At 73.1% G+C, this 14359-nt stretch carries 13 protein-coding genes and 1 pseudogene; 1 reads left to right on the forward strand and 13 read right to left on the reverse strand.

What is annotated here, in order from left to right; translation table 11 throughout:
* Window positions 1-88 precede the first annotated feature (88 nt).
* Entirely contained in the window at window positions 89-1315 is a 1227-nt protein-coding gene (locus CSC62_RS02240) for a multifunctional CCA addition/repair protein (protein ID WP_162404534.1), read from the reverse strand.
* A 5-nt stretch (window positions 1316-1320) separates the two neighbouring features.
* Complete coding sequence (locus tag CSC62_RS02245; RefSeq protein WP_246194122.1) at window positions 1321-3312, reverse strand: transglycosylase SLT domain-containing protein; 1992 nt, start codon at window positions 3310-3312, stop codon at window positions 1321-1323.
* Window positions 3313-3412: 100 nt separating this feature from the next.
* Here CSC62_RS02245 and CSC62_RS02250 point away from each other — a divergent pair, with 100 nt between their 5' ends.
* The gene (locus CSC62_RS02250) at window positions 3413-4219 is read left to right on the forward strand and encodes a sulfite exporter TauE/SafE family protein (RefSeq protein WP_246194124.1); all 807 of its coding nucleotides are present in this window, start codon (window positions 3413-3415) and stop codon (window positions 4217-4219) included.
* 7 nt (window positions 4220-4226) lie between these two features.
* Here the strand turns inward: CSC62_RS02250 and CSC62_RS02255 are convergent, their stop codons facing one another.
* The 11 genes and pseudogenes from CSC62_RS02255 to CSC62_RS02300 all read right to left on the reverse strand — a co-directional run bounded on the left by CSC62_RS02255 (window position 4227) and on the right by CSC62_RS02300 (window position 14272).
* Complete coding sequence (locus tag CSC62_RS02255) at window positions 4227-4928, reverse strand: DUF4124 domain-containing protein (RefSeq protein ID WP_246194125.1); 702 nt, start codon at window positions 4926-4928, stop codon at window positions 4227-4229.
* Between the two features lie 9 nt (window positions 4929-4937).
* Window positions 4938-5693: a DUF4124 domain-containing protein gene (locus tag CSC62_RS17810; RefSeq protein WP_162404535.1), complete on the reverse strand. Its 756-nt coding sequence runs from the start codon at window positions 5691-5693 to the stop codon at window positions 4938-4940.
* Between the two features lie 63 nt (window positions 5694-5756).
* Window positions 5757-6320, reverse strand: a complete 564-nt coding sequence (tsaC, locus tag CSC62_RS02265; protein ID WP_162404536.1) for an L-threonylcarbamoyladenylate synthase type 1 TsaC — start codon at window positions 6318-6320, stop codon at window positions 5757-5759.
* Between the two features lie 51 nt (window positions 6321-6371).
* On the reverse strand, window positions 6372-8924 hold the full coding sequence (locus CSC62_RS02270) for a DNA topoisomerase I (RefSeq protein WP_162404537.1): 2553 nt from the start codon (window positions 8922-8924) through the stop codon (window positions 6372-6374).
* A gap of 195 nt (window positions 8925-9119) precedes the next feature.
* Window positions 9120-10034: an RDD family protein gene (locus CSC62_RS02275; protein ID WP_162404538.1), complete on the reverse strand. Its 915-nt coding sequence runs from the start codon at window positions 10032-10034 to the stop codon at window positions 9120-9122.
* 36 nt (window positions 10035-10070) lie between these two features.
* Window positions 10071-10778 (reverse strand): GYF domain-containing protein, encoded by a 708-nt coding sequence (locus CSC62_RS02280; protein WP_162404539.1) that lies wholly within the window; start codon window positions 10776-10778, stop codon window positions 10071-10073.
* Complete coding sequence (locus CSC62_RS17940) at window positions 10775-11053, reverse strand: CD225/dispanin family protein (RefSeq protein WP_246194137.1); 279 nt, start codon at window positions 11051-11053, stop codon at window positions 10775-10777. The genes CSC62_RS02280 and CSC62_RS17940 overlap by 4 nt, the downstream gene beginning before the upstream one ends.
* Window positions 11054-11158: 105 nt before the next feature.
* Window positions 11159-11296, reverse strand: a pseudogene (locus CSC62_RS17945) (DUF4339 domain-containing protein); the annotation flags it as partial.
* Window positions 11297-11401: 105 nt separating this feature from the next.
* The gene (locus CSC62_RS02290) at window positions 11402-11875 is read right to left on the reverse strand and encodes a DUF494 family protein (RefSeq protein ID WP_162404541.1); all 474 of its coding nucleotides are present in this window, start codon (window positions 11873-11875) and stop codon (window positions 11402-11404) included.
* Window positions 11876-11950: 75 nt separating this feature from the next.
* On the reverse strand, window positions 11951-13081 hold the full coding sequence (gene dprA / locus CSC62_RS02295; protein WP_162404542.1) for a DNA-processing protein DprA: 1131 nt from the start codon (window positions 13079-13081) through the stop codon (window positions 11951-11953).
* 78 nt (window positions 13082-13159) lie between these two features.
* Entirely contained in the window at window positions 13160-14272 is a 1113-nt protein-coding gene (locus CSC62_RS02300) for a LysM peptidoglycan-binding domain-containing protein (protein WP_162404543.1), read from the reverse strand.
* Window positions 14273-14359 lie beyond the last annotated feature (87 nt).

Raw genomic sequence — 14359 nt, forward strand, 5'->3', positions numbered from 1 at the left:
GACCCTGCCGGCTTCGATGACGCGACGGACGGCGGGGACGGTGATCGACACGTTGCCGCGAAGGACGTTCAGGACGCGTGCGCAACCCCTACGGGGAACGTGCGGCGGCGATCGCGGCGATCCGGGCCTTGCGCAGGGCCTGTCCCACCTGCGGCCCGGCCAGGTGCGCGCCGCCGGGCAGGTCGCGGGCGTTCACCGCGGCGGCGGCGGCATGCAGCCGCCGCAACGCCGGGCCCTGCGGGTAGTCCGCCTCCTCCTGGCCGAGGCGGCCGCGCTTGTCGGCCTCGCAGGCGATGGCGATCCGGGCCACGCGCTCGGGACGGCGGAAGGCGTCGCAGCGCTCGAGCAGTTCCAGCACGGTGGCGTCGCGCAGCTCGGCCAGGCGGTGCACGTTGAGGTGTTCGCGGCACACGGCTTCGGCCAGGCGGCGGTGCTCGGTCGGCACCTTCAGCCGCTCGCACAGCGCCGCCAGCGGCTTGAGTCCGGCGTGCTCGTGACCGATGTGCCTGGGCAGCACGTGCGCCGGCGTGCGCGCCTTGCCCAGGTCGTGGGTCAGGGCGGCGAAGCCGACCAGGTCGTCCCCCGGCGCCAGCCGCGCGGCCATGTCGCTGACCAGCTGCTGGTGGATGCCGGTGTCGATCTCCGGGTGGAACTCGGCCCTCTGCGGCACGCCGTACAGCGCGTCCACCTCCGGCAGCACCGCGGCCAGCGCGCCACAGGCGTGCAGGGTGGCGAGGAAGGCCGATGGTCGCGGCGCGGCCAGGGCCTTGCGCAGTTCCTGCCAGACCCGCTCGGGCACAAGCGTGTCCAGTTCGCCGCTGGCGGCCATCTGCCGCATCAGGGCCATCGTCTCCGGCGCGACCTCGAAGCCCAGCGGCGCCAGCCGGGCCATGAACCGGGCCGCGCGCAGCACCCGCAGGGGATCCTCGGCGAAGGCCGGACCGACGTGGCGCAGGATCCGCCGCTGCAGGTCGTCCGCGCCGCCATAGGGATCGACCAGGTCGCCACGGGCGTCGCGGGCGATCGCATTGATGGTGAAGTCGCGGCGCTGCAGGTCCTCCTCCAGCGTCACCGAGGGATCGGCATCGACCACGAAGCCGCGGTGGCCGCGCCCGCTCTTGCGCTCGGTCCGGGCCAGGGCGTGCTCCTCGCCGCTGTGCGGATGCAGGAACACCGGGAAGTCGCGGCCGACCGGACGAAAGCCGGCATCGAGCATCTGCTGCGGGGTGGCGCCGACCACGACCCAGTCGCGGTCGCCCGGCGGCAATCCGAGCAGGGCGTCGCGGACGGCGCCGCCGACGAGGTAGGTGTCCATGGGCGTTACTGCGCGGCGGCCGGGCAGGCGAAGGCCTTGCGCGCGCCGCCGGTGCGGCCGAGCAGGCGCTCGCCGACCGGCAAAGCGTCGCCGTTGAGTCGCCAGTCGTAGATCACGCTGAAGGCCAGCACGCGGGCGACGTAGTCGCGGGTTTCCTTGTAGCTGATGGTCTCGATCCAGATGTCCGGATCGAACCCGGGCCTTTGCGACTGCCAGCGCGCCACCGGGGTCGGGCCGGCGTTGTAGGCGGCGATGGCCACGTAGGTGGCGCCGTACTTGTCCTCCATCTCGCGCAGGTAGGCGCTGCCCAGGGCGATGTTGGTCGAGGCGTCGTACAGGCTGTCGGCGCCGGCGTAGGCCAGGCCGGTGCGCCGGGACACGCCGGCGGCGGTGCCCGGCAGCAGCTGCATCAGCCCGCGGGCGTTGGCCGGCGAGCGCGCGGCGGGATTGAACACGCTCTCGGCGCGGATCTCGGCGGCGATCCAGGCCGGGTCCAGGTCGTGGCGCCGGGCGGCGGCGCGGATGTCGGCGTCGTGGTGCAGGGGGAAACGCAGGGCGTACAGGCGCTGCTCTTCCGGCGGCTTGCCCAGGGAGAACACCGCACGGTCGAACCAGCCCTGTTCCTGGGCCAGGGCCACCGCGGTGCGGCGACGGGCATCGTCGAAACGCGAGAGCGCGTCGCTCCATTCGCGCACGGCCCATCCGGGCTGGTCGATCCGGTACAGGGCCAGGGCGCGGACCAGGGCCGGGTCGCGGGCGACCTCGGCGCGCAGGCCGGACCCTTCCGGCGGCTGCCACGGGCACAGCGCATACGGCTGGCGCAGGCGGTCGGCGGCGAGGAAGCCATGGAAGGTGGGGGTGGCCGCGGTCTGCCGGAACAGGGCCTGGGCCTCGGCCGCGCGACCGGTCTTCTCCAGCATCCGCGCCTCGAACCAGCGCCAGCGCGAATCCTCGCGCTGCTTCGCCGGCATCTTCCGCAGGGCTTCCAGCGCCGCCTTCCAGTCGCCGCGGGCCATGGCCTCGCGCACCCGCCATTCGTGCAGGCGTTCGTCGTAGGCCGAGGCCGGCACCGCCTCCAGCCGGCGCGCCGAGCCGGGCAGGTAGGAGGCCACCGTCCACAAGGCGATCTGGTACAGGACCCGGCCGCGTTCGGCCTCGTCCATGCCCAGCGCCGGGGCCAGCTGCGCGAGCTGGCGTTCGGCGCCGTCCGGGTCGGTCTTCGCCAGCCGCGCCAGTCCGGCCGCGGCGACCCGGCGGCTGCGCGCATCGCGCGGCCACTGCGCGGCGCGGGCGTGCGGGGCCTGGACGAAGGCGGCGTAGTCGGCGGCCAGCGCCTGCGCGGCCGCGGGCAGGCCGCGCGCGGCGGTGCGCATCACCGCGGCGTCGCCCTCGGCCACGGCCAGGTCGAAGCGCTCCCAGCGCAGGGCCTCGTCGAGGGCGCCGCGGGCGGCAAGTGCGGCGAACACCGGGTCGCAGGCATCGGGCAGGGACTTGCCTTGGCGCCATAGCGCCTGCGCCTGCGCGTTCCAGTCCGGTCCGGCGCGGCCCAGCGACTGCAGGGCGTCCAGGCGCGCGCAAAGCAGGCCGGCGTCATCCTGCGGGCGCCAGTCGGCCAGCAGCGCGCTCCAGTCCTTGCGCCGCGACAGGGCGGCCAGCCACAGGCTGCGCAACGAGGCCGCCGCGGCCTGGCCGTCGTAGCGCTGCAGGAAGGCGCGGACCTGGCCGGCGTCGGCACGGTCGAGGTCGCGCGAGAGGCGGGCGAACTCCAGCCACGGCAGGCGCGGGTCGGCGCGCAGGGCCTCGACCTGCCCGGGCGCGAGCTGGCCGCCGCGCGCGGCGGCCAGGGCGGCCTTCATCGCCGCGTCGTTCTCAGCGCCGGCGGGCGCGGCCACCGCCGGCAGCGCGGCCAGCAGCAGGCAGATCAGCAGGCCCGGCAGCATGGCTTGGGGCAGGCGAAGACGGCGTTGCGAGGACGGGATGGTGAAGGCGCGCGACATGCGTTCGAATATACCCAACGCGCCTGAATGGCCGTGACGGCGCGTACCTCCTCGGGAACGCGTCGGCACGCCGCCCGGGCGCCCTGCCGATGGAGCGCCCGTGAATCCCTGGATGTATCTGCTGTTTCCCCTGCTCGGCATCGCGGCCGGGATCCTCGCCGGCCTGCTCGGCGTCGGCGGCGGCCTGGTCCTGGTCGCCGCCCTGGCCTGGCTGCTGCCCTGGTTCGGGGTACCGCAAGAGGCGGCGATGCACGCGGCCCTGGCCAGTTCGCTGGCCAGCATCGTGCTGACTGCGGCGTCCTCGGCGCGGGCGCACGCCGCGCGCGGCAGCGTGCTGTGGCCGACGGTGGCGTGGATGGTGCCCGGCCTTCTGCTCGGTGGCTGGCTGGGCAGCGGCCTGGCGGTGAAGCTGGACGACGAGGCCTTGCGCTGGATCGTGGCCGGCTACTGCCTGCTGGCGGCCTGGCAGATCGGCTTCGGCCGCACCCGGGCGCCGGTCGACGGCAGCGAGGTCGCCGCGCCGCGCGGCTGGCCGATGACCGTCGCCGGCGGCGGCATCGGCGCCCTGTCGGCGGTGGTCGGGATCGGCGGCGGCAGCATGACCGTTCCCCTGCTGGTCTGGCGCGGGGTACGGCCGGTGCGCGCGGTCGGTACCTCCAGCGCCTGCGGCGTCGCCATCGGCCTGGCCAGCGCCCTGGGCTACGCCCTGCACGCGCCGGATGGAGCATTGCCGCGGCATGCGCTCGGCTACGTCTACCTGCCGGCGGCGGTGGGCGTAGCGCTGGCCTCGGTGCTGGCCGCGCCCTGGGGCACGCGCCTGGCGCACCGGCTCAGCGCGCAGGCCTTGCGGCGGGTGTTCGCGCTGTTCCTGCTGGCGGTGGGCCTGAGCGTGCCCTGGTCGGGCTGAGCGGCTCTCAGCCACCGCAGCTCGCGGCGACGATGCCGGCCCGTCGTTCGTACTCGCCGCGCCGGCGCTCGGCGTTGTCGGGATGGGCGAAGCGCCAGCGCGACTCCGCCTCGCGCGCGTAGCGGCGCCAGGCTTCGCAGGCGCCGCCGTCCGCCACCCGCGCGCACTGGTCGCGCACCACTTCGCAGGCCTGGCCGGCGCCGGCCGCCGGGTTGCCGTCCAGGCCGACGGTGCGCAGGCCGATGCAGCGCGGCGGCTGCTCGGCCTCCTCGGCCAGGTAGCTGTCGCCGTCGTAGGTTTGGCAGCGGAACAGCGGCGGGGGCGGCAGGCGATCGCTGTCGGCGGGCGTGGGTTGCGGCGCCTCGCGCGCCAGGGTCGCGCTGTCGAGGATGCGCGGCTGCCGATCTTCGGTGCCGGTGCTGGACGGTGCCGCGGTTGCGGCCGCCGGTTCCGCGAAACCGGGCGGTGGCGCGGAGGATGCGGGTGCGGACATCCCGGCTGCGGTCGCGGGCGTGCTGGCCACGCCGGGAACCGTCTGCTCGCGCTGGGTGCTGCCGGCCGGGCAGGGCCGGTTCTGCACGGTGAGGTTGCCGCCGGCGTCGGTGCAGCGGTAGATCGTCACCGCCTGCGCGCCGGCGCCAGGGGCGATCGCCCACAGGCACAGCGCGAGCAGCAGCAGGGGAAGCGATCGGAGCGCGTACGGCGGCATCGGGCGGGTTCAGTAGCCGGGGCAGTCGTTGGCCAGGCGCGCATCCAGCTGCGCCTGTTCGCGGTCCAGGGCTTGGCGCTCGCTCGGCATGCCGGCGTGGTAGATCCGCAGGATCTCGTAGCGGCGGTCGGACAGGCGCGCGCAGACTTGGTCCTGCGGCAGGCGGATGCAGCTGTCGCGCACCCAGGTGCCGCCGGGGACGACCAGGGTTGGTCCGTGATGGCGAGGCGGTGGAAATCCCGGCCCCGGCCCCGGCCCGGGCGTCGGGCCCGGGTCGCCCGCTGGACGGACCGGCGGCGGCCGCACCGGGGGCCGCGGCGGGCGTGGCGCCACTGCGACGACCGGATAGCCCATGGTCCAGTACGGAACCCAGCGCGGATTGCCTTCGTCGCTGTCGCTGAGGTAACTCTCGCCGTCGCCGCCGGTGCATTCGTACATCGGTTGCGGCGGCTGCACGCTCACCACCCGGATTTCGCGCGCGGGCGCGGCGGCGGGCGTGGCGTTCGCCTGGGTCGTGGCAGTGCGCGGCGGCGGATCCTGCGGCCTCTGCATCTGCAGCACCTCCTGGCGCTCGCCGGTGCGGCAGGGCGAATCGCGCAGGGCGACCAGCTGGCCGCGGCTGTCGACGCAGCGGTAGATGGTGACGTTGGCGCCAGTGGTCTTGGGCGGCTCCGCGGCCTCGGCAGGCGCCAGGCCCACCGCGGCCAGCAGGGCCAGCCAGGCCGACCGGATCAGGGCATGGCGACGGTCAGTGGGGTGGGGCATGCGGCGTTCCTCCGCAGGGTACGTCGCCATCCTAGGGCGGATCGGTGCGATCGACCAAGGCGCCTAGCCGCGCAGGATGCTGCCATCGCGGGCGATCCGGATCGCAGTGGGCTGCTCCAGGCCGCCGGTGGCGCCGTCGACCAGGCCGTCGATCGTGGCCAGCAGGCGCGGGTCGAGTTGTTCGCGGCTGCGCGCCGGCGGTTCGCCGGCGAGGTTGGCGCTGGTGGAGACCAGCGGCCCGCCGAAGGCGCGGCACAGCGCGGCCACGCCCGGATGGGCGCTGATCCGCACCGCGATGCCGTCATGGTCGCCGGTGATCCAGCGCGGTGCGGCGGCCGCGGCCGGCACCACCCAGGTGTTCGGGCCGGGCCAGCTGGCCAGCACCGCGTCGCGCCGGGAGGCGGGAAGCGCCTCCAGATCGATCCAGCCCTGCAGCGGTTCCAGCGCGTCGGCGACCAGGATCACGCCCTTGCCCACCGGCCTTTGCTTGATCGCCAGCAGCCTCGTCACCGCCGCCTCGTCGGCCGGATCGCAGCCCAGGCCCCAGACCGCCTCGGTCGGGTAGGCGACCACGCCGCCGCAGTGGAGCAGGGCGACGGCATCGGCGATGGCGAGGACGGGCGGCATGGCGTGGCGGGCGGATGGCGCGGCGCCGGTCGGGCGCCGCGGTGCGTGGGTTCAGAACGGCGGCGCGTCGTCGGCGCCGCCGCGGGCGGCAGCCTTCTTCACCACGGTCTTCTTGGCCGGGGCCTTCTTGGCGGCGCTGCTGCCGGCGGACTTCGCGGCGGTCTTCTTGGTCGCGGCCTTCTTGGCCGGGGCCTTGGCCCCCTTTTGCGGGGTCTTCGTCGCGGCCTTGGCCGGGGCAGTGGTCTTCGCCGGCGCGGCCTTCTTCGCCGCCGTCCTGGCGCCCTTCTGCGCGCCCTTCGCACCGAAGCCGCGGCGCGCCGGCTTGCCGGTCTCGGCCATCAGCTGCTGCACTTCCTCCAGGGTCAGCGAGGCCGGCTCGCGATCCTTGGGGATCTTGCCGTTGAGCTTGCCGTCGCTCAGGTACGGGCCGAAGCGTCCGTTGAGCACCTGGATCTCGCTGCCCGGGAATTCCTTGATGATCCGGTTGCGCGCGATCTCCTCCTTCTCCTCGATCAGGAACACCGCCCGCGCCAGGTCGATCTTGTACGGGTCGTCCTCCTTCTTCAGCGAGGCGTAGGTGCTGCCGCGCTTGGCGAAGGGACCGAAGCGGCCGATCCCGACGCTGACCGGCTGGCCGTCGCTCTCGCCGAGCGTGCGCGGCATGTCGAACAGCTTCAGCGCGTCCTCCAGCGAGATCGAGTAGATGCTCTGGCCCGGCTGCAGCGAGGCGAACTTCGGCTTCTCCTCGTCGTCCACCGTGCCGATCTGGACCATCGGCCCGAAGCGGCCGATCCGCGCGCTGACCTCCTTGCCGCTGGCCGGGTCGGTGCCGAGCGAGCGCGAGCTGCCGGCGTCGGTGCGGTCCAGCGATTCCTTCTTGTCCTCGACCAGCTCCTTGAACGGCGCCCAGAACTTCTCCATCAGCGGCACCCACTGCTCCTCGCCGCGGGAGACCGCGTCCAGCTCGTCTTCCAGGTTGGCGGTGAAGTCGTAGTCCACGTAGCGGGTGAAGTGGCCGGAGAGGAACTTGCTGACCGCGCGGCCGACGTCGGTGGGCCGGAACGCGCGCCCTTCCATCTCGGTGTACTTGCGGAACAGCAGGGTCTGGATGATCGAGGCGTAGGTGGACGGCCGGCCGATGCCGTACTCCTCCAGCGCCTTGACCAGGGCCGCTTCGGTGTAGCGCGGCGGCGGCTGGGTGAAGTGCTGGTCGGCGTGGATCCGGTCCAGGGGCACGCGGTCGCCGGTCTTCATCGCCGGCAGCTTGCGGCCTTCGTCATCGTCCTCGGCGGCCTTGGTGTCCTTGCCTTCCTCGTACACCGCCAGGAAGCCCGGGAAGACCACGGTGGTGCCGCTGGCGCGGAAGGTGTGCTCGCCGCCGGCGGCCAGGTCGACCGAGACGGTGTTGAGGGTGGCCGGAACCATCTGGCTGGCGACCGCGCGCTTCCACACCAGCTCGTAGAGCCGGCGCTCGTCGTCGGTCAGGAAGCGCGAGACCTGCGCGGGGGTGCGCAGGGCCGAGGTCGGGCGCACTGCCTCGTGCGCCTCCTGGGCGTTCTTGGACTTGGTCTGGTAGACGTTGGGCTTGTCCGGGACCGAGGCGGTGCCGTAGTCGCGGGCGATCACGTCGCGGATCTCGGCTACGGCCTCCTGCGACAGGTTCACCGAGTCGGTACGCATGTAGCTGATCAGGCCGACCGTGCCTTCCTCACCCAGGGTCACGCCCTCGTACAGCTTCTGCGCCACCTGCATGGTCTTGCGGGTGGTGAAGCCGAGCTTGCGCGAGGCCTCCTGCTGCAGGGTGGAGGTGGTGAACGGCGGCGCCGGGCGGCGCTTGCGCTCCTTGCTGACCACGTCGGTGACGTGCAGGGCGCCGGCGGCGGCCTGCTGGATCCGCAGCCGCGCCGCTTCGGCCGTCTCGCCATCGGTGATCGTGAACTGCTCGAACTTCTGCCCGTCCAGCCGCACCAGCTTGGCCCCGAACGGCTGCGCCGGATGTGCCAGCTCGGCGCCGATGCTCCAGTACTCGCGGGCCTTGAACGCCTCGATCTCCTCCTCGCGCTCGACGATCATGCGCAGCGCCGGCGACTGCACCCGGCCGGCGGACAGGCCCGGCTGGACCTTGCGCCACAGCACCGGGGAGAGGTTGAAGCCGACCAGGTAGTCGAGTGCACGGCGGGCCTGCTGGGCGTCGACCAGTTCGCCGGCGATGGTCCGCGGCTGGGTCATCGCCTCCTTGATCGCGCGCGGGGTGATCTCGGTGAACACCACCCGGTGCAGGGGCTTGCCGTCGAGCAGGCCGCGCTCCTTGAGGATCTCGGCGATGTGCCAGCTGATCGCCTCGCCCTCGCGGTCCGGGTCGGTCGCCAGCCAGATGTCGTCGGCGCCGCGCGCGGCCCTGGCGATCGCGTCGACGTGCTTCTCGTTCTTCTCGATCAGGTCGTAGCGCATGGCGAAGCCGCGCTCCGGGTCGACCGCGCCCTCCTTCGGCACCAGGTCGCGCACGTGCCCGTAGGAGGCCAGGACGGTGAAGTCCTTGCCGAGGTATTTGTTGATCGTCTTGGCCTTGGCAGGCGATTCGACGATGAGCAGGTGCTTGGGCATGGTGCGGGAACCAGGGTCGGGCGGCGGTCCATCCGGGACCGGAACGTGCGGCAGGCGGCGTGAAGATCGCGTCCGCCAGAGATGCCGACGCCCGGGGGTGGATCCCCCGGGCGCTCGGCCTTTCCTTTTTATAGGTGAATCACGCCACGGCCGGCCGTGTCAAGCCGAGGCCGCCGGGCCCCGTCCCCGGGCGGGTCACCAGTGCATCGTGGACAGCATCCCGATCATCGCCACCAGGGCCACCGCGACCACGGCCAGCAGCAGGCCGTACAGCACCAGGACCACGATCGCGACGGTGCCCAGCTCGCGGCGCTGCCATTCCGGGTGGTCGGTATAGGCCCACTTGTCCACCACCAGGGTGTCGCAGAGGATGTCGTGCAGGCCCTGCTTGCGCTCGGTGAAGGCCGCCATCAGGAAGCCGATGCCCAGGATCAGGCCACTGAGCAGGCTGGCGAAATAGCGGCCGATACCGCGCAGCAGGCTGATCCGGGTGCCGTCGGTGCGCACCACCTTGATCCCCACCGCCATCTTGCCCAGGGTGGCCTGCGAGCTGGAGGAGTGGAAGAAGGCGTAGTAGGCGGCGTAGATGGCGATGGATATCAGCTGGATCGCGATCTGCGCGCCGATCAGGGCGTAGGCGCCGCCGTCGCCGCCGATCGCGGCCAGCGGAATGATCAGCATGCCGAGCATCATTCCGATGATGCCGCCGATCACGCCCACCACCATGCTGTCGATCAGGTAGGCGGCCACGCGCTTCCAGAAGCCGGCCATCACCACTTCGCCGCCCAGCACCGGCCCGGCCTGGGCCATGGCCATCGCCGCGGCCGGGGCGGCGTAGGGGCTGTAGCCGGCGGCGCCGGGGGCGAGTGCGACCACCGGTTCGGGCGCTGCGGGCGGCTCGGGAGCGGTCCGGAAGTCCAGGGTCGGCGGCGGCGCGTCCAGCTCCAGTTCGTCGCGGGAGGCGGACAGCGGCTGCCAGCCGGCCAGGCCCTCGTGCCAGACCAGGGTGGTGGCGTCGACCTGGCCGGCGCGGAACAGCGCGGCCAGTTCCGGGCCGGTCAACGGGCCCTGCTGCTGCCGCTGGCGGTCGGCGTAGTACCACTGGGTCATCACGTTCCCTCGCTTGGCGTGCGTGCGGGCCGCGGCTCAGCCGCGGCAGAATTCGGGCAGGTGGCGATCGGCCACCTCGGAGGTGCAGGTCCAGACGTCCTGGTCCGGGTCGTGCTCGAGCCAGATCGCCTGGCCGTCCAGCTGCTCCTGGCCGGGGGCGGAAATGGTCGCCTCCAGACCGCACAGGTCGCTGCCCTCGAACTCGCCGAACACCACCGCCGAGAGCTGGGGGCCGGCGTAGCTCTCGGCCTCGCCGAAGCCCTCGTCGTCGTTGCTGGGGCAGCGACCGTCGTGCGCGGCCATGAACTCGGCCACCGCCGGCTGGTGGCTGCGGGCCTCGGCGATGGCGGCCATCGAGATCGAGCGCAGGCGGTAGTCCTGGTAGGCCGGCAGGGCGATCGCGGCGAGGATGCCGAGCACCGACAGCACCACCAGTCCGGCTACCGCCACCAGGACCGCGATCAGGCAGCCGGGCATGCCCGGGCGCGGTTGCGGCTGCGGTGCGGCGTACATGCCCGGCGTTGCGCCCGGCGGCGTGCCCGGCGCGGCCGGCAGGGGCGGCGGTAGCTGGCCGAGGCCGAGTTCGACGGCGAACTCGTGCAGCGGCCGCCACTGGGCCAGGCCTTCGCGCCAGACCAGCGTCTGCGGGTCGATCGTGCCGGCGTCGGCCAGCGCGCGCAGTTGCGCATCGGCCAGCGGGCCGTGGCGCTGGCCGTCGGCGGTGGCGTAGTACCACTCGGTCATTTGAACGCTCCATCGATGGCGGCCAGCAGCATGATGCCGGCGAACAGGATCAGCACCGACAGCGCGGACCACATCGCCCACAGGCGGGCCTTGCGCGATGCGTCCCAGGCGCCGGCGACGTCGCCTCCGGCGCGCCTGGCGTCGACCCGGGTGGCGTAGACGATCGCCACCACGCCCAGCGGCCAGCAGCAGAACAGGGTGCTCAGGATCGCCCAGACCAGGTGGTTGGGCACGAACTCGACCTGTGGGCGGAAGACCGGCGCCTGCGGGGCCACCGCTGCCGGGGCGACCCGGTAGGGATCGTGTGGCGGCGGGGCGGACGGCAACGTCGCTGCGGGCAGCGGCGCGATGCCCAGTTCAGCGGCCGCGTCGGCCAGCGTGCGCCACTGCTCGAAGCCTTCGCGCCAGACCAGGGTGCCGGCATCGATCGCGCCGTCCCGGGCCAGGGCGCGCAGTTGTTCGGCCTGCACGGGGCCGTGCCGCTGCCTGTCGGCAGTGGCGTAATACCAGGAGTCCATTCGATTCCCCGAAAGCGTGCATCCAAGGTAACCGATGCCCCGGATGCGCGGAAGCCGGCGCAGGGCCGGCTTCGCGGGGCGACGCAGGGAGGACGGCGGGTGAGCTCAGTGCACCGGCTCGGGCTCCTCGCCGAACATCTGGGTCTCCATCCAGGCGTAGGCGGCCTCGGCGCCGGGCTGGGTGAACAGCACCATCAGCACCACCCACTTCAGGTCGTCCAGGTCCAGCTCGTCCTGGTCCAGGGCCATGGCCCGGTCCAACACCAGTTCGCGCTGGTGCGCGTCGAGCACCCGGTGCTGCTCCAGGAACAGCAGGAAGCCGCGGCTTTCCACGTCCAGCTTGTCCAGCTCCGGGCCATGGAACACCCGCACCGGGCCGTCGACCCGGGCTTCGCCGCCGGCCGGGCGCTGCTGCGCCAGGCCGTCGAGCCAGTCGAAGGCCTTGCCGATCTCGGTGGGGCTGAATCCGGCTTCGATCAGGCCGGCCTGGAGGGGGTCGCGGTCACGCAGGGTGTCCGCATCGTCGGCGATGTAGTGTTCGAACAGGTAGAGCAGGACGTCCAGGATGCTTTCTTTCATTGCCCTCGGCCTGCGCCCGTAGGGGGCGCCGTCGGGTGGAGGAACCACCGGCTGGCTGTCCAGCCTCCGCTGCCGTCAGGCGAACGGGCCGCCGCCGGTGGACCTGCGTGCGTAACGGCCGTGTTCGACCGCCACCCGCCCATCCAGTTCCATGCCAAGCAGCATGGAGGACAGGGCGGCGGCCGTCAATCCGGTGCGCTCCACCAGGACATCCATAGGGATGGGGTCGTGGCCGAGTGCTCTCCACAATGTGTGGTGGTCGCGGGCCGACATCAAGGGCAGGCAGAACGGACCGGTTCCGGTCTGGGACGGTGCGCCGTCGGCCCCGGCGGCGGGGGCCAGTTCGCGGGCCAGGCGGCCGGCCAGTGGCGCGATCCCGGCCAGCACCTCCTCCGGGGTCTCGACCAGCTGGGCGCCGTCGCGGATCAGGCGGTGGCAGCCGCGGGCCTGGGGGTGGTGGATCGAGCCGGGCAGGGCGAACACCTCGCGCCCGGCTTCGGCCGCCAGCCGGGCGGTGATCAGGGCACCCGAACGCGCCGCCGCCTCGACCACCACCGTACCCAGCGCCAGCCCGGCGATGATCCGGTTGCGCCCGGGGAAGTGGACCGCGCGCGGCGGGGTGCCGGGCGGATGCTCGCTGACCGCGGCCCCGGATTCGGCCACCTGCCGCAAAAGCCCGGCGTGCGCCGCCGGGTAGGCGCGGTCCGGGCCGGTGCCGAGCACGGCCACGGTGCTCCCGCCGCAGGCCAGCGCGGCCTCGTGCGCGGCCGCGTCGATCCCGGCGGCCAGGCCGCTGGCCACGACCAGTCCGGCGCGGCAGAAGCTGCGGGCGAAGTGGCGGGCGTTGTCGCGGCCGCCAGCGCTGGCGGCGCGGCTGCCGACCACGGCCAGGGCCGGACGCCAGAGCAGGTCCGGGTCGCCGGCCACGAACAGTCCCAGCGGCGCATGCGCCTGCTGCCGCAGCAGCGGCGGATAGTGCGGATCGCCCCAGCCGACCAGGTGGTGGCGGGGCCGTTCCAGCCAGGCCAGGCAGCGCTCGATCCCGGCGCGCGGCACCGCCTCCAGGCGCACGGCCAGCGCCGGGTCGATCGGTGCCGGTGGACCCCGGCGTTCGAGCAGGGCGCGGCGCGGACCGGCGGGGCCGCCGGCCAGCAGCACCCGCAGCAGGAACGGAAGATCGGCGACGGGCGGGGCGGCGGAGGGCATCGCCGCCGATCCTGGCCCGGAAACGACGACGGCGCCCTCGGGCGCCGTCGCGTGCTGCTGTAGGAATTGCCCGCGCGCTTACTGCGCGTCGGGATGGGCGACCTCGTAGCCCACCCGCACCGGCTTCACCCCGTCCATCACCAGCGCGTAGCTGACCTTGTCGAAGGTGCGGAACACCATCGCATGGGCGGCGTACTCGTCCGGCAGGAACTCCTCGCCGCCGCTGAAGCGGTCGTCCATGCGCGAGGTGCTGCGGGTGGTGACCTTGTTGTTGACGTGGCTGCCCTGGCGCCACAGCGAGAACACCGTGCCGTTGTCGACCCCGTCGACCCGGCCGGCCGAGATCGCGATCACGTCGCGCGGGCCGCCGGAGGTGAAGGAATCGGCCACCGCCAGCACGCGCACGTCGGCCGGCTGCGCGGCGGGCGGGTGCGGGAAGAACTGCAGGTCGTAGGGCTGGGCCTCGACCGGGATCAGGCGGTCGCCGGCGCGCACCTCGTGGCCGCTGTCCTCCAGCTGCAGGGTGGCGACGGTGACCTCGCCGGCCGGCAGCCGGGTGACCGTGCCGACATTGACCTGGGCCAGTTCGTAACCGAGGAACTCGTTGCGTGCGGTCGGCGCCACGTACTGCTTCCACAGGTTGCCGTCGCCGACCAGCGGCCGGCCGTGCGCTTCCAGGTCGCGGGAGTGGCGCGGCAGGGCGTAGCTCACGGTCGGACGGACCACGGCGTAGCGCTGGCCGGGCTGGGCGGCATCCAGGCCCTTGATGTAGGCGGCCTGGCCGGCGCTGCCGCGCAGGCGGTTGTCCTCGAAGCCGACCACGTAGGGCAGGTGCTCGAAGGCGTCGGTGACGCGCAGGTCCTTCAGGAACGGCTCGATCTCCGACAGCGGGATCGCGCCGATCGGGGCCTCCTGGCGCGGGCCGGGCTGGACGCCGACGCGGTCCAGGTAGGCCAGGCTGAGGACGTCGCCCGGATAGATCAGGTGCGGGTTGGCCACCTGCGGGTTGGCCTGCCAGATCTCCGGCCACAGCCACGGCTTCTTCAGGAAGCGGGCGGAAATGTCCCAGAGGGTGTCGCCCTTGCGGACCACATAGGTGTCCGGGTGGCTGCCGCTGGACTCCACGGCGACGGCGTAGGTGCCGACGGTCAGCATCGCGACGGCCAGGACCGTCCGAAGGCGAGTGAGCATGGTTGCGATCCGCCTGATTCCCCAACAGGTTCGCGACTATAGTCCAGAATTCAGGCCATTGCGCAAGCTTCCGCGCTAGAATTGCGA

This window comes from Pseudoxanthomonas jiangsuensis, assembly GCF_010093185.1.
Classification (GTDB): Bacteria; Pseudomonadota; Gammaproteobacteria; order Xanthomonadales; family Xanthomonadaceae; genus Pseudoxanthomonas; species Pseudoxanthomonas jiangsuensis.